This is a genomic window from Exiguobacterium mexicanum, from assembly GCF_005960665.1.
GTDB classification, from domain to species: Bacteria; Bacillota; Bacilli; order Exiguobacteriales; family Exiguobacteriaceae; genus Exiguobacterium; species Exiguobacterium mexicanum_A.
The window spans coordinates 526,520-551,169 of sequence record NZ_CP040676.1; the positions used below are offsets into that span (position 1 = coordinate 526,520).

A 24,650-nucleotide genomic window follows, 5' to 3' on the forward strand; every position below is an offset into this window, starting at 1 on the left:
GGGCAAGGTTAGGGGAATTGCGGGAGAGAGACAAAATCTCGATTACAGTGAAAAGGGGACAGGATTATGAAATATACCGTCATCACCGGGGCAAGTTCAGGCATTGGCTATGAAGCGGCGAAATTGCTCGCCAAGCAAGGGAAGTCACTCGTGCTCGTGGCACGCCGCCACGACGAGCTCGAGAAGTTACGAAGTGAGATCAAATCGATTTCACCGAAGAGTGACGTCATCATCAAAGCGAAAGACTTGTCTTATAGCGAGAACGTGTACGGATTGTATGAGTCACTCGCCGATCTCGATATCGAGACGTGGGTCAATAACGCCGGGTTCGGGGACTCGAATCTCGTGAAGGACGTCGAGGTCGGAAAAATCGAGAACATGATCCGCTTGAACGTGGAGGCGTTGACGGTGCTCTCGAGCCTATACGTTCGCGACTATCACAACGTCGAAGGGGCGACGCTTGTGAACGTCGCGTCTGTCGTCGGCTATCACATCGCCAAAAAAGGTGTCACGTACAGCGCGTCGAAATTCTTCGTCAGTGCCTATACGGAAGGGCTCGCCCGAGAGCTCATGAACGACGGGGATAAGCTGCGGGCGAAAGTGCTCGCACCGGCCGCGACGGAGACCGGCTTTGCGAACCGTGCCCGTGAAGAAGAGGACTTTGATTATAGCCAAAACGTCGAGAAGTATCATACGGCCGAAGAGATGGCCGAGTTTTTGCTGCAGTTGCTCGAAAGCGACCAGGTCGTCGGCATCGTCAACCACGAGGACTACTCGTTCGAGTTGCGCGGACCGATTCATCCGTATATGGGATGATGAATTATAAAATTAAGTGCAACACCTGAACGTGAACGCAAAAAAGCCCATAGCGACGGCCTCGTGTAGAATGAAGTTACCACACAAACATTCAGACGGAGGAATCGCTATGAGCTACACCCATCTTACCACAGCCGAACGCGTGAAAATAGAGACCTATCTGGAGCTCGGGATGTCCGTACGGTCCATCGCGAGACGGCTCGGGCGACAGCCCTCGACCGTCTCGCGGGAGATCAGACGGAACCCCGGGTACAAGTCGGACCGTGCACAGGAACGCTACGTGAGGGCGAAAGCGAACTGCGGCGCCAAGACGAAGCTCGACGACATGATGCGTCTGACGATCATCGAGAAACTGCGGGCGACCTGGTCCCCGGAACAGATCGTGGGGCGGCTCTTCAGCGGCAGGATCGCCTTCTCGACCATCTATCGATGGATCTATGTGGGTTTGATCGACGTGCCGACGACCGTGCTCCGTCAGAAGGGCAAGCGCCGGAAACCGGTGGAGACACGCGGGCGATTCAATGTCGGGCTGTCCATCTCGAAACGGCCTTCGGAGGTCAGGGGGCGCCAAACGTTCGGGCACTGGGAGCTCGACACCGTCGTCTCCGGGCGCGGGAAATCGAAGGCCTGCGTCGCCACGTTCGTCGAGCGCAAGAGCCGGTTCTACCTCGCGCTGCCGATCACGGACCGTAGCGCGGCCTCGATGGAGGAAGCGATCCACACGGTCCACGCCGCCTTCCCGGCGGGCACGTTCAGGACGGCGACGACGGACCGGGGCAAGGAGTTCAGCTGTCACGAGCGCGTCCGGGCATCGCTCGGCGTGCCGATGTACTTCGCCGACCCGTACTCGTCCTGGCAGCGCGGCAGCAACGAGAACGCCAACGGCCTCCTGCGCGAGTTCTTCCCGAAAGGATCGGACTTCGCGACGGTCGGCCAGGGAGAGATCGTGGACGCGCTCGCCAAGATCAACGGGCGGCCGAGGAAATGTCTCGGCTGGAAGACCGCACACGAGGCCTTCGCGGAGGAAGTGTTGCGCTTAATTTGACAAACCGTCGGATAAAAACAAGGGGTCCAGTCACCGACATGCGGTGGCAGGACCCCTTGTTGATTTACGACGAACGCATCGAGTCCCCGTAACCCCCGGTCAGGCGGTGCGTGAGCCGGTGGTACCAGTAGCGGAGACGCAAGCGATATACATACAGTCTGGACGTGTTCGGCAAGACGACGTTGTCGATATAATCGGCGAACATGGCGCGGAACATATGGTCCTCACTGTCGTCATATGTCGCACTCCACATGCCGTGCTCTTCGACCTCGAGCAGCATCGCAATCGTCTCGTCATCGAGCTGATGATTGTCTTCCGGCAACCGTTTGACGAGCATCTCGACCCGATGGCTGCAAATCGACGCATAGAGCGAGTGGGCGCGCGGGTTGCGCGGGTTCGCGTTCAAGTACCCGATGGCCACCTTGAGGAGCTCATCGTTCATCTCGAGCGGAATCTCATCGAACGCTTGGAAGAATTCGAGTAGCATCGGCACGGTCTCTTCGTTGAACCCGGCGAGCCGGACGTAATGCATCAAGTGGAGTCCGGCCTCCCCGTAAAACTTGCGGTTGAAGTAATGGACGGCGATCGCGCGTTGGACCATCGGCACGTCCGGATAGCGTTCGACGGCGCGAAGGAAATACTGCTCGGCCTCGAACGTGAAATTCGTATCATCGCTCAAGAGACCGTGGAGGCAGTGAATCATATAATGGTCGCCTTTTTCGCCCGCTGCTTCGAGCGCGGCGCGGGCCCGGCCGAACTCGCCTTCGCGAATGAGCGGATACGCCCGCATCGCCGGGAAGAAAGGGTCCTCGGGAAAGTGCGTCTCGCCGCGGACGATGAGCGACTCGATGGACTCGGCGTTATAATCGTCAATCAGTTCTTCAAGGAGCATCATCTCAAGGAAGGTGCGTTGAAAATCTAGATGGTGTAAATCGATGGTGTGTTTCATGAGGGTCCCTCCCAAGTTCATGAGTGTGGCTTCATTATACCGAGCAATTGGACGGACGAGTAGATTAATTTCAAAAAATGGGAAAAGAAAAGGGAAGGATTTCCGAGGAAAGGGAGGAATGGAGATGGTCACGTTCACAGGGTATATCGTCGAGCTCGAGCCAACGCGGATTCGAGTCGCGCCGAACTTGGATGCCGAGCCGTTCGATGGGATCGTATTTCACTGGGAGGAGCCGTTGCGAGAGGACGAGACACCGCTCGCCGTAGGTCAACAGGTGCGCGTCGAGCATGATGAGAAGATGACCCGCTCGCTGCCGCCACAGGCGACGGCGCATCGAATCGATGTGCTATGATGGTGTCGAGGTGAATTGAATGGGACAGTCGAATTTCTTATGGATGGGCGTCGTCATCGCCATCAGTGCGCTGATCGTCTGGTTGTTGCAGGACGTGATGCCGTTTTGGATGTTGTCGATCATCCTGCTGTTGTTCGGGGCCGCGGTCGGCAACGTGCAGCGGCGCTCTCGAAAAGACACATGAAAAAGCACGTCATCATTCAGATGGCGTGCTTTCTTCGTCTTCCACCGGCTCGTCCGGGACATCCTCGGTCGCGTCAGTTGCGTCCGGTTTCTCCTCGGTGACGGGCGGTGGTGCCGGTTTGTCTTTCTTGTCTTGTTTCGGCTTTGTGTCGGGCTGATCTGCCTTTGGTTTTGTGTTCGGTTTGTCTTGCTTTTTGACCGGTGCCGCTGCTTCCGCTTCTTTCTCCTGAGCGGCTGGCTTCTCTGGCTCGACCGGTTCCGCCGGTTCGGTCACAGGGACGTCAGGCTCGGTCGGTTGTTCCGTGACGGGAGGCGTCTCGGGTTCTTCGGCCGGTTGTTCCGGCTCGGCTGGTGCTTCCTCTTCAACCGGTACCGGTTCTTCTGCTGGCTCCTCGGTTTCAGTTGGAGCTTCGGGAGCAGCTTCTGGTTCCGGTGTCGGTTCCGGTTCTGGAGCTGGAGCTGGAGCTGGAGCGGGTTCTGCCGGCTCTTCTCGTTTTGGGACCGGTGTGATCGGTGCGACCGGTGCGAGTTCAGCGGCCGGCGTACTGCGTTTTTTCGTCGGTGGCGGGGCCGGCGTGTCCGACTCGAGGAACGACAATACGTCTTGTTCGAACAAGGCGACCGGGAGCGTCTTCGTCACCAAGTGGATGCCGAGCACTCGTCCATTGGCCGTGACGATCGGGCTGCCGACGGCGCGGTTCGGTAAATCGAATTCCCGCTTATAGCTGTCTTCTTCGAACGTGAGCGTTCCTTCGATCTGTTCATCTGGCGCGAGCGTTAACACCGGCTCGTCGGGTCCGACAATCGCGTGGCTGAACGAGAACGGGGTCGCCTTCACTTTCTCGATGCGGATGACGGCGATGGCGTCGGTCCGCCCGACGACGGTACCGTTCACGGTCTCGTCACCTTGTTTCAATGTGACGCGAGTGATGCCGGCGACGTTATGGGCCGCTGTCAACACGTCTTGCGGGCTAATCAAAAAGCCGGAGCCCGTTCCAATCGTATATAAGCTATCTTGCAACGTCTCGAGGTCGACGGTGTTAGCCCCGTTAGCCGAGACCGTATCTTCGGTGATGTTCAAATCGACTTTGTCGGCGAGCGATTCACTCGAGCGCGGAGTGTCGGTGAGATAGGCGTTCGTCAAAAACGAGACGAACGCGATGAGTGCGATGACGATGGGGACAGCAATCCATTTCAAGCGACGTGGGCGATGGCCACACGTCGGACAAACAGTGGTTTTCGAGCGGGTCTTCGCTCCGCAGTGTGGACAAGTCACGCGATGACACCTTCCTTTATAAACATAGATGATATGCCTATTCCTCATATGAGGAAGGGGTAAACAATAATTGACCAGGTTTAGAAGTGGAAATCGGGAATTGAATGATGAGCCCTTATTTAAGATGACTCTAAATCGATGAATACAAGGTGACTTCCCTTGATTGTGAGCTGCAACCATTGCGTATATGAACAGTTCGTCAAAGACTACAAGTTTATTCTTAATGTGTTCACTCCATTCAACGTTTGTCATGAGTGAACGAGACGATTCGCCATTTCATATACGGTAAGAACGCGAGCGTGTCTTCAATCGTATGTTTTAAACATATGGTATCGATAAAAAACACGCCTGACCTCATGTGAGGACAGGCGTGTGTGAATTAAAGTGACTTGTAGCCGAGGAAATGGGGACGCCACTGCGGATCGTAAATTGAATTGATTTGAAGCATCTCACCACCGGCATGGATGAACGTCTCGTTGTCGAGCATGATGCCGATATGTGACGGGCCGTTGCGATACGTCCCATGGAAGAAGATGATGTCGCCTCGTTTTCCGCTCGAAATGCTCGTCCGGCGGTTCTTGAAATGGTTGCTTTGCCAATAGCCGCTCACGTTCGTTCGTCCGCCGACTTTCCCGGCTTGGTTGGTCGCGTAATGGATGAGACCCGAGCAATCGAAGCCCCCATTGAGCGGAGACTGCGAGCCCCACGTGTAAGGCGTGCCGAGATGCTTCGCGGCTGCCGCAATCATGCGCTCGGCCTGCTTATTGCCGCGTGATGCGAGTAACGGATCCGATTTCACTCGAATGTCCTGTTTCTTGACGTAAACCGGGCTCCAACTATATTGAATCAAATACGAGTCGCCGTGAAGGGAACGGGGATAGACCCGTCGATTCGAGTCGAGGTAGCCGATCGGTTTTGTATCAAACGGATTCGCATAGAACGGTGTCCGTTTGGCCGTGTGGTAATGGGCTTTGACGTTCACGGCCTTCGCCGCGACCGCCTTCGGCTTCGTCTTGGCGATATACGGATTTAACACGTACACCTTCTTACCAGAGGCGAGTCGGACCTGCCAAAAGTCCGCATCGATGGAGCGGAGTCCGACGAGTTTGGCGCCACGCGCTAACTGACCGGCTGGACGAGTGTAGGCGATATCGCTCGTGAAGTACGGCGTGCCGCTGAGTTGTGTATAGAACACGGTCCCGACTTTCGGTTTCGGGAGTGGCTTGTTTAGACTCAAGTAAGCCGTGGCGACGAAGCGGTAGCTCGTCCCGATTTTGACGCGCGTGTAATAACCGCTCGTCCCGTACGTCTCGATCAATCGTCCGCGATTGAACTCGGCCACTTGTTTAGACGAGGTGGAAGCGGTCTGATACACTTCGACCTCATCGAACTTGACGTAACGTTTCCCCGTCGCGTCATAGAGAGGTGGTTTCTTCGTGCTCGTCAGGCTGGTTGCGACAAATCGGTATTGGCCGCCCGTGAACACGCGTGTGTACTTCCCGTGTGTCCCGTATATGTTGACGAGTGACCCACGTTTCAATGTACCGACTTGTTTGAACGACTCGCTGTAAAGCGGGGCTGATTTTGTGATATAACGCTGGCCGGTCTTCAGTGGGGCCGGCTTGGTCGTGCTCGTATGGTTCGTTTGAACGAATCGATACTGTCCGCCCGTAAAGACGCGTGAGCGGTTCCCGACTTCCCCGTACATGCTAATCCGTTGGCCACGTTTGACGGTCCCAACGATCGTGTTTTCACTCGCATCCGCGTAAAGTGATGTATCTTTCGTGATGAAGCGTTCAGCTGTCTTGATCGGGCGACTGAGTGTCGCGCTCATCGCCACATACTGATAAGTGTCTCCTGAGCGAATCCGGTAATAGCCATTCTTTGTCTGCCCGAACACGGTGATCGTCTGTCCGAATTGAACGTTACTGACGACCGATCCGATACGTGGTGTGGCGTAAACATTCGTCTTTGCTTTGACATACCGTGTCTCCGCGGCAAGCGCAGGAGCGGTATCAGCGAGTACGGTACGTTTGATGAATCGTGGCGTCTCTCCGACGACGCGAAGGAGGGTGGACTCGTCGCCTAAATCGTAGACGCTCACGTTCGTACCATACGACAAAAACTCGACCGCGTTCCCTGCTTCATCCAACAGGTCCGTTTCAGCGATGACGGTTTTCATGACCGGTTCGACGAGGACCTCGTTCGACACGTAACCGGTTTGTTCATCTGCCGATACGTGGGCATGGGTATCGGACCGATTGAGGACGGTGACGGTCGTGCCTTTTGGTAACACGGTCAAGCTGTCGCTATCTTCCATCGACACGAGGAGTGGTGTGTCGGCCTTGAGCAAGCGTGTGGTCGCCTCTGCAGAGACGGAAGCCACCCATAAAAAACTGAATAAGATAAGCAAACTGAATAAGCGTTTATACATATGTAGCACCTCAGGTCTATAGTTTCATCTGTTATTATATCGACTTAGAAAAGGAAAATGTTAGAAAATGAGGCAGGACATTGTATCTTGTTTACGATTTGCCATGCTAGAATAACAAAAAGCATGTAGAAAGCAGGGGAACCATGAAATTTATAGTCTTATTCGGTCCACAAGCCGTCGGCAAGATGACGGTCGGGCAAGAACTCGCCAGTATTACCGACTTAAAGCTGTTCCATAACCATATGACGATTGATCTCGTCAGTCCGTTCTTCAGTTACGGGACACCGGAAGGGCGTCGGCTCGTCCAGCTGTTTCGCCATGAGCTGTTCGGCGCGGTCGCGAAAAGTGATTTGGACGGGATGATCTTCACGTTCGTCTGGGCGTTCGATTTAGAAGAGGACTGGGCGTATATCAAACAAGTGACCGACCTGTTCGAGTCGAACGGGGCCGACATCTATTATGTCGAGCTCGAAGCGGACATCGAAGAGCGCCTCATTCGCAACCAAACGGAGAACCGGTTGACCCATAAGCCGACGAAGCGGGACATCGCCTGGTCGGAAGGTGAGTTGAAGCAGACGGCGACGCTATACCGATTGAACTCACAGGACGGGGAACTCGACGTCGACAACTACTTGCGCATCAACAACACATATCTCGATGCGGCGACGGTCGCCGAACGAATCAAACAACATTTCCAGCTATGACGAAAACGAGTCTATTAGGAAAGACGAGTGAGAATCATTGCCATGAATAGAATGATTTTCACTTTTCTTTCTTTTTTTCGGCTTAACCTCAAAAAATCTCTTTTTATTAAAAAACGACGAAACTACGCCCGTTTCTAAACGGTTTGGACGAGGACCCGGCGTAAGTGGGTAATGAATCGCCACGACCTTTTTTGGGTATAAATACCTAGAAAGTGTAGATGTGGGTAGTTCAATGCAATTACCGAATTTAAGACTAAGTAGTTTGCTATTCTAATGGTGATAGGAAAGGATTAAACACATATTCATGAATTAGGATTCGATTGTTGTTTATAAAAAAGAGGAGGGTTCACGTTGACATATTTTGTTGTGGAATTTCCAACGATATCAGAAATATATAAAAATAATGTGTTAAATAACCGTTTCGAAATTGGGCGTAACATCTACAACAGCCTTGCCAATATAACCCTCAAGCGTTACAAGGAAATGATTAAAACCCAACATTATCGACAGGCACTAGAGCTGCATAAGACTAATAAACGTGAAGCGAATGAAGCCCTTTAAAGAATTGTGTGAGGAATATCGTCTTTCAGAATATGAGTTCCACAAAGATGTTAAGCCTATGCAACATCACTTTAAAAAAATATCGACTCCAACACTTCTCAGAAGATTGCTACTCGATTATGGAAAGCTTTTGATGAGTTATTGTATGGTAATGGGAAACAAATTCACTTCAAGAAATTCGGTGAATTTAATTCCTTAGAAGGAAAGACGAATAAAGCAGGCATCCGATACAAGGATGGGTATTTGTTATGGAATGGTTTATCACTTCAAGTCATTTGTGATCAAAACAATTCTTACGAACTCGAGGCTTTTCAAAATGATATTGCTTATTGCAGGGTTGTGAGAAAGTGGGTTCGTAAAAAGTATAAATTTTATGTCCAAATTGTTTTTAAAGGGATACCGCCAGCTAAACGGAATAAAGAAACGGGACACTTCAAACGAACTACTGGTTCGGGTGACGTTGGATTGGACATTGGTCTGAGCACACTTGCAATTGTCAGTGAGAAAAAAGTGAAACTGCTGGTGTTGGCCGATCGAGTCCGTTCTTTTGAAAGTGAAAAACGGCTGCTTCTACGGAAAATGGATCGTTCCAGACGTGCAATGAACCCGTCGTATTTCAATCCCGATGGAACCGTTGAGTCTATTCGGAACAAAGAATGGCAAAAATCCAAGCATTACTTATCCTATCAAGGAAAACTTCGAGAAATCTATCGAAAACAGGCAGCAGTTCGCAAATATCAACACGAATGTCTGGCAAACGAAATTGTCGCAATGGGTGATAAAATTTATGTTGAGACCATGAATTTCGAGACGGTGACCGAGGACGCCTCTGGACGTACGATTGAATATTCACGGTCCTACTTTAGAGGGGATAAGACGAGCTTCGTCATCGAGCGGAGCTATTCTTGAACACGCCACAGTCTGGCGTATTTTTTTGTATGGATTAAAGGGGTTTCGCATCCGGCAGCCATGGATGTCTCTCATTCATTGAAACGAGAAGCTATGTTGCGTACAGTTAGAAGTAGAAAGGTGGGGGTAGGATGTTATTCAAAAAGAAAACAGCAGAAGAAGCGGCAGGATCGAAACGGTTTCACGTCAAGTTGACGGAACAACTGCCGGAACTTGGACAAATCACCATCCTCGTCGATACGGACACCGGCGTGAACTATATCCAGACGTGGGTCGGGACAGGTGGAGGCATCACTCCGCTACTCGATGCGAATGGTGATGTTGTGGTCGAGGAAGGGTACCGATCGTGATGTCACTCAGCACCAATCGGCTGACGTTACGGCGGGTGACAGCGGACGATGCGCCACACCTGTTGGCATATTTATCGAAACCTGAGGTCGTCCGCCATATGGGACTCGACCCGTTCACGTCGTTAGAGGATGCGTTAGAAGAGATTGCCTGGTACGATTCGATTATCGAGGAAGGGACAGGTGTCCGCTGGGGAATCACGTTGACCGGGCAAGACGAGGTCATCGGCAGTTGCGGATTTTTGAACGTGTCAGCGAAGCACCAGCGAGCCGAAATCGGGTTTGAGCTCAGCTCGAATCATTGGGGAAGAGGCATTGCCGGTGAGGCGCTCCGCGCGGTCGTTCGTCATGGGTTCACACAACTCGGGTTCCATCGTATCGAGGCGCTCGTCGAGCCGGCGAATACCGCGTCACAACAGCTACTCGAGCGGGTCGGATTTACGCGAGAAGGGTTGCTGCGGGGGTATGAGTTCACACGCGGAAAGTACGACGATTTATATATGTATTCATTGCTTGAGACAGACAGCATGACATGATGGAGGACGACGCCGATGCAGATTATTGAATTCAAAAACGTGAGTCATGGAGACATTTTACATAACGTGACGGGTTATTTTCGGGAAGGACGGATCACGACGTTCGTCGGTCCGAGCGGTGCCGGCAAGACGACGTGCCTGAAGCACATCAACGGTCTGTTATCACCGGACGCCGGCGCGATTTACTTCAAAGGGGAGAACATCGATTCGATCGACGTTATCGAACTGCGCCAACGTGTCGGTATGGCGTTCCAAAGTGCGCCGATGATTGATGGCACGGTGTACGACAACATGAACCTGCCGAAAGCCATCTTCGGCGAGACGCTCGAACGGGAACGGGCGGCGGACCTGTTGCAGAAAGTCGACTTGGGCGGGATCTCGCTCGACCAACCGATCAAGACGTTGTCGGGCGGGGAACGGAGTCGTGTCGCCATTGCCCGGACGCTCGTCAACAAGCCGGACGTGCTGTTATTGGACGAGATTACGGCGAGCCTCGACTATCGGACCGTGAAAGAGATTGAGCGGTTGATTGTGAGACTGCAAAAAGACTTCGGGGTCACCGTCGTCTGGATTACGCACGACCTCGATCAAGCCCGTCGTGTCAGTGATGACATGTGGTTCTTGCGAAACGGGGAACTGATTGAGTTCGGCGACGCGACGTTCATCGATGAGTCGGACAACCCGATGATCGGTCGTTTCGTGAGGGGGGAAGAACTATGACGTTCATCGAACTGATGACCTCGTTGGTTTTCGTCGCCATCCCGCTCGGTTTGGCGCTGTTCTTAAAACTCGGACTCGAACGCGACATCTTGATTGCGACGGTGCGGTCGATTGTTCAGTTGCTCATCATCGGCTATATTTTGACTTTCGTCTTCGAGAGCGACAGCCCGGTGTTCATGTTGCTCATGATCCTGCTCATGATCGGGGCGGCGACACAGAACATCATCAAGAAAGGGGACGGCATCCCCGGCATCACATGGATGATTCTGCTCACGCTCGTCACGGTCGAGACGTTGACGATGGGTCTCATGCTCGGACTCGGCATCATCCCGTTCGATCCAGAGAAAGTCATCCCAATCAGCGGCATGGTCATCGGGAACTGTATGGTATTGTCGCTCCTGTTCTTGAACAAGTTCAAAGACGAGGTCGAGCGGAGCGATGAAGTGATTGAGCTCATCTTGTCGTTCGGTGGCACACCGAAGGCAGCGATTGAGCGCAGTTTGAAGAGCGCCATACGCACGAGCATGATTCCGACGGTCGAGGCGCAGAAGACGATGGGGCTCGTCCAACTCCCGGGTATGATGAGCGGTCTCATCATCGGCGGGGCCGACCCGATGGAGGCGGTGCTCTATCAATTGCTCATCTTGTTCCTCATCTTGACGACCGCATCCGTCTCGGCGGTCATGGTCGGCTATCTCGCGTATCCGCGCCTGTTCAACCAAAAACTTCAGTTCGTCGGGTTGACGTATCGAAAGGGGAAAACGACATGATTCAAGGCATCCATCACGTGCAAATCACGATCCCGAAAGGGGAGGAAGCCCGTGCCCGTGCATTTTATTGCGGCGTGCTCGGTCTTCCAGAAATCGAGAAGCCGGTGTCACTTCAAGGACGGGGCGGGTTTTGGCTCGAGGTCGGCGACCGTAGCGTCCACGTCGGGACCGAGGACGGGGTTGACCGACTGTCGACGAAAGGACACGTCGCCTATGCCGTGACCGATTTGGCGGAATGGGGACAGAAGCTCGAGGCGGAAGGGATTGAGCGGCTCACGGGTATCCCGATTCCTGGATTCGACCGGTTCGAGTTCCGCGACCCGTTCGGCAATCGAGTCGAGATGATTCAAGCCCTCTGAATGGAGAGTGCCCGCTGTGGGTGCTCTTTTTTCGTTCAAGAGATCCCGAACAGTTCGATGACAGCTTTCCAATTGGAAGGATAGGCGTTGCTGCCACTATGCTGGTGCAACAGTTTGCCGTGACGGTTCACGGTGAAGTTCCATTGCGTCCCGTCCATCGTGAAGCATCCTTTCTCTTCGAACACTTCAGGCCAGCGATGGGAGACGAGCGACACGAATCGCTCATGGACGCGGAAGGCATCTGTTTCGTTGTACCAACCGGAACGGGGAATCGCCGTGCTCAAGTCGAACTCTTCGCGCCAGATGATTTCCCGTTTGACCGCGCCATCTTCAAAAAACGTGAAGGTGGACTCGTTATGGACGCCGAAGCCGCCGACCGTGAACGTGACGGTGACGGTCGGTCGTTTTTTACGGATGGCATCGAGCGGGATGGTCGGCTCGAACGTCAATTTCGCTTCACGCGACGCTTTGAGGGCCAGCTGTTCTTCTACGGAACGCCTCGGACGAACGGATTGAAACCATTGCTTTTTTGTGTGTTGACTCATGTTCATCTTCCTTTCACCTCATCGGATGGCTTGATTATAAGCAAAATGAACATGATGGGTATGTACAAAAATGAACCAGGTACGATGAAAGGGAGTGTCGATTGGGACACTCCCTTTTGAGGTGACGTATTTAGTGTCGAGAAGGCGGAACGATTGTTCCTTGATGGAACCGCATCTTCCATTGGCCATCAACGTTCACCCAAATCGAACTGCGCAAGGCGATGCGTCCGGTGGAGTGGTCTTCGGTCCGATACGTGGCCAGGACGACGTCGTCTTGAACATTCTCCAGTGAGAAGTCGGATAAGGTGATGTGAATCTCGCCGAGGTCCATCGTGGCGGCAGATGCCGTCCGATATAACATGCGCCCCGAACTGCCGATTTCAAAAAAATCATCCGTGAGTAGACGGTGCAAGTGCTCAGGCGATGTGCGCACTTCGGTCGTCAGTAACGCCCGTTCCTGTTGTTCGATTAAGTCAGCTAGCATGTGGTTGCTCCTCCTGTTTTCCAAGATTCATGACGATGACGCCGAGTACGATAACGATCAGGCCGATGCTGTTCAAGGTCGACAGCACTTCCCCATACACGAACACCCCGATCAGCCCGGTCGCGACCGTGCCGAGCCCCGCCCAGACGCTATAGGCAATGCTGAGTGGAATGGTCTTCAAGACGATGCCCATCAACGTGAACGAGATGGCGAAGCTGATTAAGAGAACGAGACTCGGGAACGGATTGGTGAATCCGTCCGACAGCTTCAACATCGACGTCCCGAGCACTTCGAACGCAATCGATACCAGTAAGATTCCATATGATTTCATGATTTCCCTCCTCATAGTTTCATCAAGACGAGCCCGATGATGACAAGCCCGATGCCGACAACGGTCTGAATCCGGACTTGTTCCTTGAAGACGAGGAAGCCGATCAGCGCCGTCGCGGCCGTGCCGACCCCGCTCCAGAACGCATAGGCGAAACTGAGCGGGATGGAAAGAAGGGCGAGCGACAACAAGTAAAATGCCGTCACGTAACCGAAGGCGACACCGAGAACGGGCAGGCGGCTCGTTGTCGTCGCGTTCAGCTTCAACATGCTCGAACCGAACAGTTCAGAGACGATGGCACCGACGAGATAGACGAAGCCCATGTTACGATTCTCCTTTTGACAGCGCGTCGCACTTTTGTCGGATGATGCGGGCGGCACGGTCTTTGAACGCAGCGCTATAGCCATATGTCAACGCGAACCAAAACCCGTCACAGAGCAGTCGAAGCTCGAGCACGCGATCAGCGTCAGGACCATCCACGGCGAACTGTTCATCCCAACGTTTGGCGGCGTCATTCCAAAGCTTTCCACTCGCATCTTCTTGGGATGAGATGAAGACGGCAATCAAGTCAGCATCACCTTCGCTATAATCGAGCGTCGCGAGGGCATAGGCGCGTGTGAATGGATAAGGACCATCCAACCCCGTTTGATGATGGACGATTCGATTTTCAAATTCATCGAGCGCCATTCTATTCATCTGCTGCAACAGGTTAGCCTTGCTTTCAAAGTGGTATAAGACGCCGCCTTTCGTGATACCGGCGCGTTTGGCTAAGTGGTCCATCGACAGTTGTTGAATGCCCTCGGTTTGAATGATTTGTGCGGCGGTCCGCAGTAACAGTTGTTTTTTATTCATGTGTTTCCTCCTCACTATACTGAACGGTCAGTATAGTGAGCGTATCAGACTAGAGGTGGGTTGTCGAGATGAATACTTGAATGGGATAATTAGGAAAAGGGGGGAGAGATGATGGGTTCACATTTGATGCACCTCGTCATCGCGAATGAGGTGTTGGCGCATTTGACAGATGTCGATCGCACGGCTTTTTTGTTGGGAAATCTTGCGCCCGATGCGACGACGTCTAAACAAAACACTCACTATTACGCGGGACGGCATGAGGATATGACAAGACGGCTCGACCTTAATCAATATTGGATGGACAGTGTGGACGAGAATCAATCGTTCCGGCTCGGCTATTATTGCCATCTCGTCGCGGATGAGATTTGGTTGCAGGGGTTCTATAAATCCTGGCTCAAGCAAGTCATTACGAAAGACCCAGAAAAGCAGGCGATGTATTATGCTGATTTTGATGCGTATAATGCACGCCTAGCTCAACGACTAGGTGTCTTCGATTTCACTTCGTTGAAAAACCATGCGACGAATGAACTACGTGAACTCGTCGTGAAAGTCGAGCGGGATGCGAAGGCAACAGAGGAAGGGACGTATACGATGTTTTTGCCACACCAGCTCGATAGTTACGTCGAGACGTGCATCCTTCGTTGCCGACAGATGGTCCAACAGAAAAGTGAGGTGACCACATGACACAACGCCGCTATGCGCCGCTCTACGTAACGTTTGGACTTTCGATCCTGACAATCGTGTCGCTGTTCACTGTGAACGCTCGTTTTTTTCCGAATTTGTACTTGATGACGGCCATCTGGGTGTATATCGCTTTAGATATCGCCTTGATCGCCACATTGATTTGGGGCCTATTCTCGAAAGAGAAGATGGTACGCGTGTTCAGCCTCGTTGGGAATCTTGGGTTGATCGTGCCGCTATCGATTTGGATTTTTCTGTTGTTGCTTGCTAATGGGATTTCGGAAGCATGAGGGGTGATAAATCAAACGTGCCATTTTTGATGCGTCCTGTTCCGTTTTTCATCTTGCTCGCATTGTTCGGACCGCTCGCATTAGCGCTTGTCTTGATTTATTGGCGCGATTTGCCAGAAGATAGGCGCGGTCCCCATATGATTATGTCTATCTTGTTCTCACTCATGTTCATCTCAAAAATTCTTCCGAACGGTATTTTGCAAATCATCGTCTTCTCATTCACATACACACTTGTTTTATTTATCACCTACAGCATTTGGGGTCGGAAAAGAAAGCGAGAAAAAGAATAGCCGTATAATCTGGAAAGTAGCCACACAAGCTGCTTTCTTTTTTTGTTTGCATTAGATAGAAAGAATAATATTTCCATTTCCAATTTGAAAATTTGGCATTGCACAACCTTTTTTTGTTTGTTATGCTTCTCAATGAAAACGACAATGATAATCATTATCATTGAGAAAGCGTCAGTATCCATACATAGAGCAGAATCGTGAAACTGTTGCGGACTCACTGAGAAGGTCGTCATTCAAAAACAGATACACAGGGGGATGGAAAGAATGGGGAAATGGAAAGCAGCAGTCATGCTCACATCACTCGTCTTCACGCTAGCCGCATGCGGTAGCACGGACGAGACGAAAGACGCAGGAAGCGCGGAAGCGGAGACAGCACCGAAGACAGTTGAAATCACGGACGCACATGGAACGATCGATGTGCCTGTCAACCCGGAGAAGGTCGTCGCGCTCGACAACCGAACGTTCGAGACGCTCTCAGATTGGGAAATTGACTTGGTCGCCGCCCCAATCGGATTGATTCCAGCGGACTTGCCTTATAAAAATGATAAAGACATCGTTGACGTCGGGATGCACAATGAACCGAACTTAGAAGCGATCGCCGGTGTGGATCCGGATGTCGTCATCGTCGGTCAACGATTCGCCGACTACTACGACGACATTAAAAAATTGGTTCCGGAAGCGGCCGTCATCGATTTGGACATCGAGCTCCCGGAAGATGCGGGCACGCCAGGTGAAATCTTGGTCGAAGGCTTTGAGACGACGACGCGCTCACTCGGACAAATCTTTGAAAAAGAAACGGAAGCAGATGAGCTCATCGCCAGCTTCGAAGCATCGATTGACAGTGTGAAAGAGGCATACGACAGTGAAGACACGGTCATGTCAGTCATCGTCTCAGGCGGAAATATCGGCTTCTCGGCACCGAACACAGGACGTGTCTTCGGACCGATGTATGACATCTTTGACTGGACACCAGCCCTCGAAGTAGCGAAAACGACAGGGGACCATCAAGGGGATGAGGTCTCGGTCGAAGCGATTGCCGAGAGTGACCCGGACTGGTTGTTCGTCCTCGACCGTGATGCGGCCATTTCAAGCATGGAAGACGCAGTGCCTGCAGCGGACGTGATCGATAACGCACCGGCGCTCCAAAAAACGAAAGCCGTGACAGACGAAAAAATCGTGTATGCGCCGAACGATACGTACATCAACGAGTCGATTCAAACTTATTCTGAACTATTCAACGATATCGCAGCCGCGCTTTCGAAATAAGGGAGTCACGTTGTGCAAAAACCAATGACAGCAAGGGTTGAGACATTGTCTCAGCCCTCCTTTTCTAACATTTGGACGAAGTCCTTTATCGTAGCAATGCTCGTGGTGTTCATATTGGCGGGCCTTTCGCTCGTGACCGGCGTCTATGACATTCGTCAAGAAGGCGGGTCGGACATGTTTTGGATCACCCGCGTTCCGCGCACGGTCGCCATCATGTTGACCGGTGCCGCCATGGCGATGTCGGGGCTCGTCATGCAACTGATCACACAGAACCGTCTCGTCGAACCGACGACGACAGGTACACTCGAATGGGCGGGGCTCGGCCTGCTCGCTGTGTATCTGCTCGTCCCGGCTCCGACGCTCATGATGCGGATGACGGGGGCAATCGTCTTTTCATTCATCGGAACGATGGTCTTCTTCTGGTTTCTGCGTTCGGTCAAACTCCGCTCGTCGTTGATTGTCCCGATTATCGGACTCATGCTCGGGGCGGTCGTCTCGGCCGTATCGACGTTTCTCGGTCTATTCTTTCAAGCCAGCCAGACGATCGAAGGTTGGTTCGTCGGGTCGTTCGCATCGGTGCAGGTCGGACGGTATGAATATCTGTGGCTCATCATCCTCGTCACGTTCTTCATCTTCATCCTCGCGAACCGCTTGACGCTCGCTGGACTCGGAGAAGACATCGCGACGAGCCTCGGCGTCAACTACAGCCGTTTGATTTTGATTGCGACGGGATTGATCGCGCTCGCGGTCGGGGTCGTGGCGACGGTCATCGGCAATCTGCCGTTTCTCGGGCTGATCGTCCCGAACATCGTCTCGATGTTTCGCGGGGATGACCTGCGCAGCAACTTGCCGTGGGTATGCGTCATCGGGATGGGAACGGTCCTCGTCAGCGATTTGATTTCGCGGACGATCATCATGCCGTTTGAATTGCCGGTATCGCTCATTCTCGGTACGGTCGGGTCAATCGTATTTATCGTAATTCTCTTGAGACAGCGGAAGACGGGAGGGGTACGATGAGCACACTTATTGAAAATAAGACGAAGCATCGGGAAGCATACGATGTTGATGGTCGGTCCGTGCATACAGACGATCGGTGTGCGACGGCGTTTCGTTCCAAACGAGAACAGCGCAGCTATTGGTTGTTCCTTGCCTTCTTCATCGTCGGGGGATTGTTCTGTGCGTTCGGGTTACTCGTCTATAACAACCCGGTCCCGTTCGACTCGCCGTCGTTCGTCCCGGTCGTCGAGCGTCGGGTCGTCGCCGTCATCACGATGGCGATCGCCGCGCTCTGTCAAAGCATGGCGACGGTCGCGTTTCATTCGGTGACGAACAACCGCATCATCACGCCATCGTTACTCGGGTTCGACGCGCTCTACTCGACGATTCAGACGAGCATGATCTTCTTCTTCGGTGCAGGGGCGTTAATCGGCTTTTCGGGAACCGGTGCCTTTTTGACCCAGGTTGGCCTCATGGTGCTCATGAGTCTGCTCTTGTACGGCTGGCTCTTGTCCGGGAAATACGGCAACCTGCAACTGATGCTTCTCGTCGGGATTATCATCGGGACGGGATTGAATTCGGTGTCCTCGTTCATGCGACGCATGCTCGCCCCATCCGAGTTCGACGTCCTGCAGGCCCGTCTGTTCGGTTCGGTCATGCATGCCGATGCCGCCTACTTCCCGATCGTCATTCCGATTGTGATTGTCGTCGGGACGTTGTTGTATAGTTTCTCAAATCGCTTGAACGTCGTCGCACTCGGGAAAGACGTGGCGACATCGTTCGGGGTGAACCATCGCCGGAGCGTCATCTTTACGCTCGTCTTGATCTCGCTTCTCATGTCGGTATCGACGGCGCTGATTGGACCGTTGACGTTCTTTGGATTCTTGGTGGCGACGCTCAGCTATCAAGTGGCAGCGACGTACGATCATAAATACGTGTTTCCGATGGCGTTCTCGCTTGGATTCTTCGTGTTGACGAGTGCGTATTTCTTTATGTATCACATTCTCAATACACCGAGTGTCGTGTCCGTCATCATCGAACTGTTCGGCGGCGTGATTTTCTTAGCGGTGATTTTAAGGAAGAGGTCATTATGATTCAACTTGAACAAGTACAAAAATCGTATTCGGATAATGTCCAAATCGGACCAATCAATCTCGACATCCCAAAGGCTGGGTTCACGTCGTTGATCGGACCGAACGGGGCTGGGAAATCGACGACTCTCATGATGATCGGCCGTTTGCTCGATTTAGACGCGGGTCAAATCCAAGTCGCCGGCATGGACGTGTCGAGCACGAAATCGAAAGACTTGGCGAAAATCGTCACGATTTTACGGCAAGAGAATCATTTCGTGACGCGTCTCACCGTCCGTCAGCTCGCGGGTTTTGGACGTTTCCCGTACTCAAAAGGGCGGTTGACGCAAGAGGATGAACGGATCATCTCGAAATATATCGACTTCCTCGACTTGACGTCGCTCGAGCATCGCTATCTCGATGAATTGTCGGGCGGACAGCGCCAACGGGCGTACGTCGCGATGGTGCTCTGTCAGGAGACGGAATACGTGCTCCTCGACGAGCCGCTCAATAACCTCGATATCGCCCGTTCGGTCCAGATGATGGAATACTTGCGGCACGTCGCCGACGAGTTTGGACGGACGATTGTCACGGTGCTCCATGACATCAACTTCGCGGCGAAATATTCGGACCGCATCTGTGCGATGAAAGACGGGAACATCGCCGCCTTTGGTACGGTCGAGGAGATTATGGACGCAGACATCCTATCTGACATTTTCGAGACGAAACTGGAGATTATTCAAGGGCCGTATGGACCGATCGCGGTCTATTAATAGAAGGAGGGAATCAAGCATGCAGATTTATTGGACGCCGATTCAACAAGTCGTGCAGGAAGCACAAGATACATACACGTTCAAACTGGATCTGCCGGCGGACTTCACCTGGGAAGAAGGGGCACACACACACTTCGCGCTCGAGGGCTTCAACAAGGAAGATCGACCGAACCGGACGTTGATTCGTCATATGTCGATTTCGACGTTGCCGCATGAAGGTGCGATTGGCATCACGACGCGGGTCAAACCGGAATGTTCGACGTTTAAATCAATCTTGCGTGACATGAACATCGGGGACAAGGTCGCCATCTTCAAGACGCATTCGAACGTTCCGTTGAAACGGGAGGGGAAGAACGTCTATCTGTTGTCGTCGGGTGTCGGCATTGCGACGTTCCGTCCGCTCGTGCTCGCGTATTTGGCGAACGGGGAAGGCGTGCCGCACCTTCATTCGTTGAACGTCGACTCGTCGAAAGAATATTTGTTTAACGATGTGTTCGCGTCAACGAATGGATTCACGGCCGAGTTCGTCGACAATCGTCCGGACTATTACCAGCTGGTCGAGACGCTCGCCGCAGACAAAGACGGACTGTTTTACCTTGTCGGCAGCGATGACTTCTTGCATGAGACGATTGCCAAATTGCGTCAAAATGGCGTGACGCTGGACCAAATCATGCTCGACAAACATGACTTCCAAATGGAAGATTTCTTGAAGGCCTGACGCTCAGACCGAGGACACGTTCCTCGGTCTTTTTGCATGGCACAAGGCGATGAAGCGCTTGAACAGATCGCGTCCGTTCGGCGTTCCAATCGACTCGGGGTGGAACTGGACGCCGTATGTCGGGTGTGTCGGATGTTCGAGCGCCATGATGACCTCGTCATGCGTGCGAGCGGTCACGACGAGGTCCGTCTCCAAGACGACGAGCGAATGGTAGCGCATGACCTCACTCGGACTCCCGTCGAACAAGACGCCCGGGGTCGTCTCGATCACGGACGTCTTCCCATGCATGACCTGTTCGGCCCGACCGACCGTGCCACCGAACGCCTCGGCGATGACTTGATGTCCGAGACAGACGCCGAGAATGGGGATGGTGCCGGAAAGAGAGCGGACGACGTCGAGCGACACACCGGCATCCAGCGGGCCACCTGGACCCGGAGAGATGATGATGCCAGCCGGATTGAGGTCGCGAATCGCGTCGATTGTCAGTTCGTCATTGCGGACGACCAAGACGTCGCTGAACCGGGCGACATCTTGATACACGTTGTACGTGAACGAGTCGTAGTTATCGATGAGTAGAATCATGCGAACACCTCCAAAAGAGATTTGGCTTTATGCAACGTCTCTTCATATTCTGACACCGGGTCCGAGTCGTAGACGATGCCGGCGCCCGCTTGGACGTAGGCCGTATCCCCTTGCACGACCATCGTCCGGATGGCGAGAGCGAAATCATAGCCGCCCCGGACGTCGAGATAGCCGACGGCCCCGGCATATACTTCGCGCTTCACCGTTTCCAATTCGTCGATCAGCTGCATCGCTCGAATCTTTGGGGCGCCCGAGACGGTACCGGCCGGGAGACAGGCCCGCAGCGCGTCAATCGGATTCAAGTCGTCGCGCAGTTCACCTTCGACCTCGGAGACGAGATGCATGACGTTTTTGAAGCGCTCGATTTCCATCTGTTTCGGAATCGTGACCGAGCCGACTTTGGCGACCCGGCCGATGTCGTTGCGACCGAGGTCGAGGAGCATCCGGTGCTCGGCGAGTTCTTTCTCGTCTTGAATGAGATCAGCGGCGTGACCGACATCCTCTTCGACCGTTTTGCCACGGGGGCGGGTGCCGGCGATCGGGTTCGTCGAGACACGATTGCCCTCGACGCGGACGAGACTTTCCGGGGACGCCCCGAGGATGATCGCCTCGCCGAGATCGATATAGAACAAATACGGGCTCGGGTTTTGTTTCCGAAGCGTCCGGTAAAAGTGGAACGGATCGCCGGTGAACGTCGCATCGATTCGTTGGGATAAGACGAGTTGGAACACCTCTCCGGCGAGGATGGCTTCTTTCGCCTGCAAGACGCGTTCGACGAACTCATCCTTGCCAGTCAACACGCGTTCACTCGTGCGGACGACGGGGGCGAGCTCGTGTGTCTTCGCCGTCTCGAGGGCTCGTTTGACGTGGTGGAGTCGCTTTTCAGCATCAGCATCCCCGGTGTCAATCACGATGACCTGCTCCTCGACGTGATCATAGAGAACGACCGTCTCATATCGTTGGAACAAGGCATCTGGCAAACCGCGTGTCTCACTCGGGGTATTCGGAATCGGCTCGTAAACCCGCTGCATGTCATAGCCGATATAGCCGACGGCACCGCCGATGAACGGATAGGGGGCGTCCGGCGTGTCTCGCGCAACCAGTTCCGACAACAAGGCGAGCGGATCTTCCGTGTGCATCGTGCCGGATGCGTCGGTCACTTCGTTGCCGTCGGCGCGAATCGTCTCGACCGGGTTCGAAGCGATGATCGAGTAGCGGCCGTGCTTGCCTTCGGCGCGACTCTCGAGCAACACTTTTCGTTTACCTTCTAAGCGGTGGAAGATTGCCACCGGTGTCAGTTCGTCGCCGTTGATGATGAGTTGTTTCATATGATCTCCTCCTTGAAATAAAAAAAGTCCCCCGCCCGACATGTCTAAAAAGACATGAAGGACGGGGGACCCGTGGTGCCACCTTCGTTGGGGGAGCTCCCCCCCACTCATCGCGAACCATCATTCGCTGTCCTCGGTAACGGGAGGACCCGTCAGAGCCTACGTATCGGTCTGAACGCTCAAAAGCCCATTCACGTGAGACACGTCACCGGTTCGCATCGACCACCGGCTTTCTGGAGACGAATCTTCACGCTACTCTTCTTTCTCTTCGCGAGTTCGTATGAATGTTATCGTTACTTTAACGGGCTGAAGTCAGAATGTCAATATCGAAACTGTCAGAATGATTAAGGCTCAGGAATGTTTTTCTATCTGGCGCTCGGTCTTCCGTTTACTGAGAAACGTATAGGCGATGAGAAACGAGGGAATCGGGAAAAGCCAATTCCAAGACGATGGAGAAGTGAGCGTCCCGTAGTACACGAGGCCCATCGTCATTTCAATTGCGAGATTGAGCACCAACGTGGTGAGCGGGGCGATATAAGCCTTTTCGAATCGTAACGCGATGAGGACACCGGTCCCGATGGTGAGGATAGGGACGATGACGAGTTGCCAGATGAACGGGTCGATCAAATCCATAAGCATCGTCCTTTCTAAATGGGACAAATTGTATATTGATAAGTATACAGGGAATAGGGGATAAGAAAAAGAATAGTACCGATGTGGTTACGTACAATCGAACAATTGAGACGACCATTACGAGTGGGACGACTCGAGCATACGAGTATGTTATGATGGACGCGAAAGGTAGGTACATCAATGGAAACAATCAACTTAAAACAACTTTCTGACGAACGGGCCGCGCTTCAAGTCAAGGGCGACCTGGACGCGATGCGCGGCATCATGCACGACGAGTTTCGTTACGTCGACTCGAGCGGACGTCAGTTCGATAAAGAAACGTTTTTAGATCAGTTCGTCGACCCAGCGTCGGTCCAGTGGATCACGCAGGAGACCGTCACGTTCGACGAGACGGTAGCAGGCGAGATCGCCCTCGTGCAACTATTGCTTGAAGAGCGTTTTATCCTCGGAACGAACGCCTACGAAGGCCGGTTCTGGGTGCTGCATGTCTATGTGAAAGAGAACGACACGTGGCTTTGGCAAGGCGGCCAGTCAACAATGATTCATGAGGTATGAGAACCGTGAACTGCTTTGGGAAACCAAAGCAGTTTTTCTGTGAAAACATTTACCAGATTTGTTAAAAAACATCCTTTTGAAGGTGACTCCGATGATGCTCGACCTGCCGAACATGCCACCGAGCCCGTATGCGGCTCATCCATGACCTCGTGCCGTTCGATTTCATCACCGAGCTGCTCGAGGACACGTATCGCCACGACAAAGGGCGGATGGCCGTTCACCCTGTCCGGATGTTCAAGTATCTGTTCCTGAAGGCGCATTCGAACCTGTCCGACGTCGTCCTCGTCAGACGGACGATGACCAATCTTGCTACAATTTTTTCTGGATCTTGCACCTGAGGATGACGTCATCAAGTCCTCCTCGCTCACCAAGATCCGACGTATACGCTCGCCGTCGAGGGCAAGATGCCCGAACTGATGGCGTGTGAATATATCCGGGACCGGGTGAACCGGGTCCGCGAGTTCGCAGAGGACGCGCACGTCGAGCTTCAGGTCTCCATGGCCCACGATGACGGAGGAGGGGATCATCACGGCCGTCGTCGTCACATCCGGCGAGGCTCCAGACGGGCATCCGCAAAGTCCGCGGCGTACGAAAGAACGTCGTACAGAACAAAGTGGAGAGCCATTTCTTCAACATTGAGCTGTGAACCAATGCCCGTTAAGAGAAGGCTGTTACAAGGACGGGGCTAAGTCCAAGTCCTACAGCGTATCGTTGAACTCACGGAATCACAGTGATCAGCTACTCGACTACGAGCAAATAGATGAGTTCAGGGAATACCGACGAAAGCGGTTTGAAATCGAGCCGAAGAACAGTCAATTGAAGAATCCCCAAGGTCTGGCGAGCAACAAGACGTCAAATCTGAAAGGTATGACGTTACAGAGCGTGATGGCAATCGTCGTGGTCGGTTCAATTCCCCTTTTTTTCTTTTCACGCTCGGATAGAGCGGAGGTTTTTCAGTTTCCTCGTCACGGAGTACATACTTGTTTTGCAATCAAGACCACTTCCAAGAAAGACTAGATAGCCTCAGTCCATTAGAATTTAGGGTTGAAGCGGTCTAAGCGATTTTCATTATTCTCAATTTCTACTTGACAAGTGGCAGTTCACGCTTTGATGTTTACACTCATTTGTTCAAGATTCATTTGGTATTTTTAAGGACTGCTTTCTATTACGTGATTTTTGTCTTTAATTTGTCATTTAGATGATTTTGCCTTTTGAATTGAGCGTTTGCTATAATCAATGGGTGTCGAAACGAGATGTTTCAAATAAGAAGGCATCGGCTAAAGAGAGAACGATGTCAT

General features: G+C 52.8%; 34 protein-coding genes and 1 other annotated feature. Of the genes, 23 read left to right on the forward strand and 11 right to left on the reverse strand.

All coding sequences use genetic code 11. From position 1 onward, the window contains the following. Positions 1 to 66: 66 nt before the first annotated feature. Both FED52_RS03175 and FED52_RS03180 read left to right on the forward strand, forming a co-directional pair. Positions 67 to 816, forward strand: a complete 750-nt coding sequence (locus FED52_RS03175) for an SDR family NAD(P)-dependent oxidoreductase (RefSeq protein ID WP_138858922.1) — start codon at positions 67 to 69, stop codon at positions 814 to 816. Positions 817 to 925: 109 nt separating this feature from the next. Next, positions 926 to 1,861: an IS30 family transposase gene (locus tag FED52_RS03180; RefSeq protein WP_138858923.1), complete on the forward strand. Its 936-nt coding sequence runs from the start codon at positions 926 to 928 to the stop codon at positions 1,859 to 1,861. Positions 1,862 to 1,925: 64 nt separating this feature from the next. On the opposite strand, the gene FED52_RS03185 is transcribed toward FED52_RS03180, so the two are convergent. Next, a complete protein-coding gene (locus FED52_RS03185) occupies positions 1,926 to 2,810 on the reverse strand; it encodes a tetratricopeptide repeat protein (RefSeq protein WP_240731297.1) in 885 nt (294 codons plus the stop codon). Between the two features lie 124 nt (positions 2,811 to 2,934). Between FED52_RS03185 and FED52_RS03190 the strand changes: the two genes are divergently transcribed. Together FED52_RS03190 and FED52_RS13845 are read left to right on the forward strand one after the other, a co-directional pair. Beyond that, on the forward strand, positions 2,935 to 3,162 hold the full coding sequence (locus tag FED52_RS03190) for a DUF3221 domain-containing protein (protein ID WP_058764445.1): 228 nt from the start codon (positions 2,935 to 2,937) through the stop codon (positions 3,160 to 3,162). A gap of 19 nt (positions 3,163 to 3,181) precedes the next feature. Continuing rightward, positions 3,182 to 3,346 carry a hypothetical protein gene (locus tag FED52_RS13845; RefSeq protein WP_034778922.1) on the forward strand — a complete coding sequence of 55 codons (165 nt, stop codon included), beginning with the start codon at positions 3,182 to 3,184 and terminating at the stop codon, positions 3,344 to 3,346. Positions 3,347 to 3,358: 12 nt separating this feature from the next. Here the strand turns inward: FED52_RS13845 and FED52_RS03195 are convergent, their stop codons facing one another. Continuing rightward, entirely contained in the window at positions 3,359 to 4,621 is a 1,263-nt protein-coding gene (locus FED52_RS03195) for a hypothetical protein (RefSeq protein WP_138858924.1), read from the reverse strand. A 379-nt stretch (positions 4,622 to 5,000) separates the two neighbouring features. After that, positions 5,001 to 7,055 carry a C40 family peptidase gene (locus FED52_RS03200; RefSeq protein WP_138858925.1) on the reverse strand — a complete coding sequence of 685 codons (2,055 nt, stop codon included), beginning with the start codon at positions 7,053 to 7,055 and terminating at the stop codon, positions 5,001 to 5,003. Between the two features lie 143 nt (positions 7,056 to 7,198). Here FED52_RS03200 and FED52_RS03205 point away from each other — a divergent pair, with 143 nt between their 5' ends. The 8 genes from FED52_RS03205 (at position 7,199) to FED52_RS03240 (ending at position 11,961) form a co-directional block, all read left to right on the forward strand. Next, positions 7,199 to 7,759, forward strand: a complete 561-nt coding sequence (locus tag FED52_RS03205; protein WP_138858926.1) for an AAA family ATPase — start codon at positions 7,199 to 7,201, stop codon at positions 7,757 to 7,759. Between the two features lie 351 nt (positions 7,760 to 8,110). Next, a complete protein-coding gene (locus FED52_RS03210; RefSeq protein WP_138858927.1) occupies positions 8,111 to 8,320 on the forward strand; it encodes a hypothetical protein in 210 nt (69 codons plus the stop codon). 243 nt (positions 8,321 to 8,563) lie between these two features. After that, positions 8,564 to 9,229: a hypothetical protein gene (locus FED52_RS13970; protein ID WP_138858928.1), complete on the forward strand. Its 666-nt coding sequence runs from the start codon at positions 8,564 to 8,566 to the stop codon at positions 9,227 to 9,229. Between the two features lie 131 nt (positions 9,230 to 9,360). After that, complete coding sequence (locus tag FED52_RS03220) at positions 9,361 to 9,579, forward strand: DUF6440 family protein (protein WP_138858929.1); 219 nt, start codon at positions 9,361 to 9,363, stop codon at positions 9,577 to 9,579. After that, a complete protein-coding gene (locus FED52_RS03225) occupies positions 9,579 to 10,112 on the forward strand; it encodes a GNAT family N-acetyltransferase (RefSeq protein ID WP_138860269.1) in 534 nt (177 codons plus the stop codon). The genes FED52_RS03220 and FED52_RS03225 overlap by 1 nt, the downstream gene beginning before the upstream one ends. A gap of 15 nt (positions 10,113 to 10,127) precedes the next feature. Next, positions 10,128 to 10,832, forward strand: coding sequence for an ABC transporter ATP-binding protein (locus tag FED52_RS03230; RefSeq protein ID WP_138858930.1), 705 nt, complete (start codon positions 10,128 to 10,130; stop codon positions 10,830 to 10,832). Beyond that, entirely contained in the window at positions 10,829 to 11,602 is a 774-nt protein-coding gene (locus FED52_RS03235) for an ABC transporter permease (protein ID WP_138858931.1), read from the forward strand. The genes FED52_RS03230 and FED52_RS03235 overlap by 4 nt, the downstream gene beginning before the upstream one ends. Continuing rightward, positions 11,599 to 11,961 carry a VOC family protein gene (locus FED52_RS03240; RefSeq protein WP_138858932.1) on the forward strand — a complete coding sequence of 121 codons (363 nt, stop codon included), beginning with the start codon at positions 11,599 to 11,601 and terminating at the stop codon, positions 11,959 to 11,961. Before FED52_RS03235 ends, FED52_RS03240 begins: the two co-directional genes overlap by 4 nt. Positions 11,962 to 11,996: 35 nt before the next feature. On the opposite strand, the gene FED52_RS03245 is transcribed toward FED52_RS03240, so the two are convergent. The 5 genes from FED52_RS03245 to FED52_RS03265 form a co-directional block, all read right to left on the reverse strand. Further along, positions 11,997 to 12,506, reverse strand: a complete 510-nt coding sequence (locus FED52_RS03245; protein WP_138858933.1) for a hypothetical protein — start codon at positions 12,504 to 12,506, stop codon at positions 11,997 to 11,999. Positions 12,507 to 12,636: 130 nt separating this feature from the next. Further along, positions 12,637 to 12,990, reverse strand: coding sequence for a nuclear transport factor 2 family protein (locus tag FED52_RS03250; protein WP_138858934.1), 354 nt, complete (start codon positions 12,988 to 12,990; stop codon positions 12,637 to 12,639). Next, the gene (locus FED52_RS03255; protein ID WP_138858935.1) at positions 12,980 to 13,321 is read right to left on the reverse strand and encodes a DMT family transporter; all 342 of its coding nucleotides are present in this window, start codon (positions 13,319 to 13,321) and stop codon (positions 12,980 to 12,982) included. The genes FED52_RS03250 and FED52_RS03255 overlap by 11 nt, the downstream gene beginning before the upstream one ends. Positions 13,322 to 13,332: 11 nt before the next feature. Further along, positions 13,333 to 13,641, reverse strand: coding sequence for a DMT family transporter (locus tag FED52_RS03260; protein WP_058764429.1), 309 nt, complete (start codon positions 13,639 to 13,641; stop codon positions 13,333 to 13,335). 1 nt (position 13,642) lies between these two features. Next, positions 13,643 to 14,170, reverse strand: coding sequence for a TetR/AcrR family transcriptional regulator (locus FED52_RS03265; RefSeq protein WP_138858936.1), 528 nt, complete (start codon positions 14,168 to 14,170; stop codon positions 13,643 to 13,645). Between the two features lie 111 nt (positions 14,171 to 14,281). Here FED52_RS03265 and FED52_RS03270 point away from each other — a divergent pair, with 111 nt between their 5' ends. The 8 genes from FED52_RS03270 to FED52_RS03305 all read left to right on the forward strand — a co-directional run bounded on the left by FED52_RS03270 (position 14,282) and on the right by FED52_RS03305 (position 20,254). Further along, on the forward strand, positions 14,282 to 14,854 hold the full coding sequence (locus tag FED52_RS03270) for a zinc dependent phospholipase C family protein (RefSeq protein ID WP_167491765.1): 573 nt from the start codon (positions 14,282 to 14,284) through the stop codon (positions 14,852 to 14,854). Continuing rightward, the gene (locus FED52_RS03275; protein WP_138858938.1) at positions 14,851 to 15,141 is read left to right on the forward strand and encodes a hypothetical protein; all 291 of its coding nucleotides are present in this window, start codon (positions 14,851 to 14,853) and stop codon (positions 15,139 to 15,141) included. Before FED52_RS03270 ends, FED52_RS03275 begins: the two co-directional genes overlap by 4 nt. Before the next feature lie 17 nt (positions 15,142 to 15,158). After that, entirely contained in the window at positions 15,159 to 15,431 is a 273-nt protein-coding gene (locus tag FED52_RS03280; RefSeq protein WP_240731298.1) for a hypothetical protein, read from the forward strand. Between the two features lie 264 nt (positions 15,432 to 15,695). Further along, positions 15,696 to 16,697: a siderophore ABC transporter substrate-binding protein gene (locus tag FED52_RS03285; RefSeq protein ID WP_205729353.1), complete on the forward strand. Its 1,002-nt coding sequence runs from the start codon at positions 15,696 to 15,698 to the stop codon at positions 16,695 to 16,697. Between the two features lie 24 nt (positions 16,698 to 16,721). Then, positions 16,722 to 17,714 carry an ABC transporter permease gene (locus FED52_RS03290; RefSeq protein ID WP_251126376.1) on the forward strand — a complete coding sequence of 331 codons (993 nt, stop codon included), beginning with the start codon at positions 16,722 to 16,724 and terminating at the stop codon, positions 17,712 to 17,714. After that, a complete protein-coding gene (locus tag FED52_RS03295; RefSeq protein WP_138858942.1) occupies positions 17,711 to 18,787 on the forward strand; it encodes an iron chelate uptake ABC transporter family permease subunit in 1,077 nt (358 codons plus the stop codon). Before FED52_RS03290 ends, FED52_RS03295 begins: the two co-directional genes overlap by 4 nt. Continuing rightward, positions 18,784 to 19,536, forward strand: coding sequence for an iron ABC transporter ATP-binding protein (locus FED52_RS03300; RefSeq protein ID WP_058764412.1), 753 nt, complete (start codon positions 18,784 to 18,786; stop codon positions 19,534 to 19,536). The genes FED52_RS03295 and FED52_RS03300 overlap by 4 nt, the downstream gene beginning before the upstream one ends. A 19-nt stretch (positions 19,537 to 19,555) precedes the next feature. Beyond that, positions 19,556 to 20,254, forward strand: coding sequence for a dihydropteridine reductase (locus FED52_RS03305; RefSeq protein WP_138858943.1), 699 nt, complete (start codon positions 19,556 to 19,558; stop codon positions 20,252 to 20,254). Positions 20,255 to 20,257: 3 nt separating this feature from the next. On the opposite strand, the gene FED52_RS03310 is transcribed toward FED52_RS03305, so the two are convergent. The 3 genes from FED52_RS03310 to FED52_RS03320 all read right to left on the reverse strand — a co-directional run bounded on the left by FED52_RS03310 (position 20,258) and on the right by FED52_RS03320 (position 22,797). Next, positions 20,258 to 20,836 (reverse strand): anthranilate synthase component II, encoded by a 579-nt coding sequence (locus tag FED52_RS03310; RefSeq protein ID WP_138858944.1) that lies wholly within the window; start codon positions 20,834 to 20,836, stop codon positions 20,258 to 20,260. Further along, positions 20,833 to 22,164: an anthranilate synthase component I gene (gene trpE, locus FED52_RS03315; protein ID WP_138858945.1), complete on the reverse strand. Its 1,332-nt coding sequence runs from the start codon at positions 22,162 to 22,164 to the stop codon at positions 20,833 to 20,835. The genes FED52_RS03310 and trpE overlap by 4 nt, the downstream gene beginning before the upstream one ends. 54 nt (positions 22,165 to 22,218) lie before the next feature. Then, positions 22,219 to 22,442 (reverse strand) — a binding site (T-box leader). A gap of 73 nt (positions 22,443 to 22,515) precedes the next feature. Then, positions 22,516 to 22,797: a DUF2651 family protein gene (locus tag FED52_RS03320; RefSeq protein WP_138858946.1), complete on the reverse strand. Its 282-nt coding sequence runs from the start codon at positions 22,795 to 22,797 to the stop codon at positions 22,516 to 22,518. A 180-nt stretch (positions 22,798 to 22,977) separates the two neighbouring features. Here FED52_RS03320 and FED52_RS03325 point away from each other — a divergent pair, with 180 nt between their 5' ends. The 3 genes from FED52_RS03325 (at position 22,978) to FED52_RS14050 (ending at position 24,369) form a co-directional block, all read left to right on the forward strand. Continuing rightward, positions 22,978 to 23,352, forward strand: a complete 375-nt coding sequence (locus FED52_RS03325) for a nuclear transport factor 2 family protein (RefSeq protein ID WP_138858947.1) — start codon at positions 22,978 to 22,980, stop codon at positions 23,350 to 23,352. A gap of 128 nt (positions 23,353 to 23,480) precedes the next feature. Beyond that, on the forward strand, positions 23,481 to 23,690 hold the full coding sequence (locus tag FED52_RS03330; protein WP_138858948.1) for a transposase: 210 nt from the start codon (positions 23,481 to 23,483) through the stop codon (positions 23,688 to 23,690). 304 nt (positions 23,691 to 23,994) lie between these two features. Further along, positions 23,995 to 24,369: a transposase gene (locus tag FED52_RS14050; RefSeq protein WP_138858949.1), complete on the forward strand. Its 375-nt coding sequence runs from the start codon at positions 23,995 to 23,997 to the stop codon at positions 24,367 to 24,369. Positions 24,370 to 24,650 lie beyond the last annotated feature (281 nt).